Origin of the sequence: Bacillus sp. S4 (genome assembly GCF_040838205.1) — a bacterium.
GTDB classification, from domain to species: domain Bacteria; phylum Bacillota; class Bacilli; order Bacillales; family Bacillaceae_G; genus Bacillus_A; species Bacillus_A cereus_U.
Genome location: NZ_JBFPJI010000459.1, coordinates 1 through 2,035, shown reverse-complemented (window position 1 = coordinate 2,035; position 2,035 = coordinate 1). Strand labels below are relative to the sequence as shown.

Below are 2,035 nucleotides of genomic sequence, written 5' to 3'. Positions count from 1 at the left end.
CCTTTATATTGCAAAAATCATGCCATTAATTTGGAACGAAAACACGAAAAATAGACGGAAAATTATAAAAATTTAAATTAAATCTAGCTATTGTGAGATATAATGAATTAAATTCGTTTCAACTGATTCATAAATGGTTCATTCTTTTCACTAATTCCTATCAATTTCGAACCACTTTTGGTTCGAAATTGATGCATGAATAGGAGGATTCACGTCATGTCCGACATTCCTGTCCAAATTGAAAACAAATATCTTTTAAAAATTCTCGATAGTCTTGAAAGTGGGATGAATATTGTTGACAAAAATGGAACGATTATGTGGATAAATCAAGCAGGTTGTAAGCTCTTTAACAAAAGCAAGGAAGAATTGATTGGTAGAAATATTTTCGTTCTGAAAAAAGAGGGTGCGTTCACCCCATCCGTAATCGAAATGGCTTTACAAAATGGAAGTACTGTAACCACTGTGCAAGAAATTACTGGTGGTAATAAGATGACAGTAACAGGGGACATTATTTTGGATGAGCAGGAAAACCCCATTTATTTTGTAGCACATGGTCATGATATAAGCAATTGGATGGATAATGTTTCTAAACTAGAATGGGAAGAATTAGCCCCCGTATTGAAGCGGTATTTGCTAGAAATAAAAAAAATGAGTACCCGATATATTCTAATAAAGGAGGAACAGTCCTTTATCGGACATAGCAAAGTACATAATTTGCTTGCTGAAATCATGGAAAGAGTGGCAAGTGTTGATTCAACTGTGCTTATTAACGGAGAAACAGGAGTTGGAAAAAACGTAGTTGCGAAGCGTATTCATAAGTTGAGCGAACGAAACAGTCAACCCTTTATCCACTTAAATTGTGCAGCAATTCCCGATACACTTCTCGAATCTGAATTGTTCGGCTACCATAAGGGAGCCTTTACAGGTGCTAATTCAAAAGGGAAAACAGGGCTCGTCAAAACAGCCGAAAAAGGAACGCTTTTTTTGGATGAAATTAGTGAACTTCCGCTACATCTGCAGCCCAAACTCCTCCAATTACTGCAGGACAAGACCTATATGCCTATTGGCGGTTCACAGTTAGTAAAGGCTGATATTCGCATTATTGCAGCAACAAACCGCAAAATCGAGGAAATGGTAAAAGAGGGAAAATTCCGGGCCGATCTATATTATCGACTTCATGTTTTACCAGTAAACATTCCGCCGCTACGCGAGCGACATGAAGATATTTTTCCGCTACTCCATTTCTATTTGCAAAAGTATAACCAAATATTCAACCAGACACGTACCTTCTCGCAGCAAACGATAGGTGTTTTACAACGTTATCAGTGGCCCGGAAATATTCGCGAATTAGAAAACACTGTTGAGCAGCTCGTTATTATGGCTAAAAAGGACAACATCTCGACTCATGATTTACCAGAACGCTTTCACTCAGTAAGTATGGAAAAAGAAGCTTTACAATCTCTGAAAAAAGGAAACAATTTAAGCGAGATTATCGAAAGTATGGAAAAAACAATTATTGAACAGGCAATTAAGGAAAATAAGACTACACGTAAAACGGCAAAAGTTCTTGGAATTACTCAAACTTCACTGATCCGTCGGTTAAAGAAATACAATATCCGCAATGAAAAAGAATAGTGTTTTTGTTGTAGGGGATTAATTTTTATCTTAGCTTGATGCTTCTAAACAACTACAAAACTAGGTTATGCTACAGTTTGGCTTAGCCATACGAATAAAGCTATTAAATCTTGTGCTTGATACTTACTTGTCCTCTGTACAAATCCAACATCTCTAGCTAGATTCTGTAAAGTATTTGGGGATAAAAGACTTTGAATCTCCAGTGCAAATAATTGTAAGTCGTCAGATACAGTAACTTTATATTTATCATAAAAAAGAACGTGTTTTCATTTATAAACACGTTCTTTTAAATATTTCAAACCCTATATTCACTTTTACCATCCTGCACTAGCATTCATACCATTTCCAATAATAGTAAGAAATAACGGCCACAATACTGGTCCTAACGTAAGAAATATAT

2 protein-coding genes are annotated in these 2,035 nt (G+C 35.8%); one reads left to right on the top strand and one right to left on the bottom strand.

Annotated features, from left to right (window positions below):
* Positions 1–216 precede the first annotated feature (216 nt).
* On the top strand, positions 217–1,635 hold the full coding sequence (locus AB3X48_RS21580; protein ID WP_016105229.1) for a sigma-54 interaction domain-containing protein: 1,419 nt from the start codon (positions 217–219) through the stop codon (positions 1,633–1,635).
* Positions 1,636–1,949: 314 nt separating this feature from the next.
* Here AB3X48_RS21580 and AB3X48_RS21575 read toward each other — a convergent pair.
* Positions 1,950–2,035, bottom strand: an 86-nt coding sequence (locus AB3X48_RS21575; protein WP_367959925.1) for a DUF3902 family protein, incomplete at its 5' end; no start/stop codon positions are given.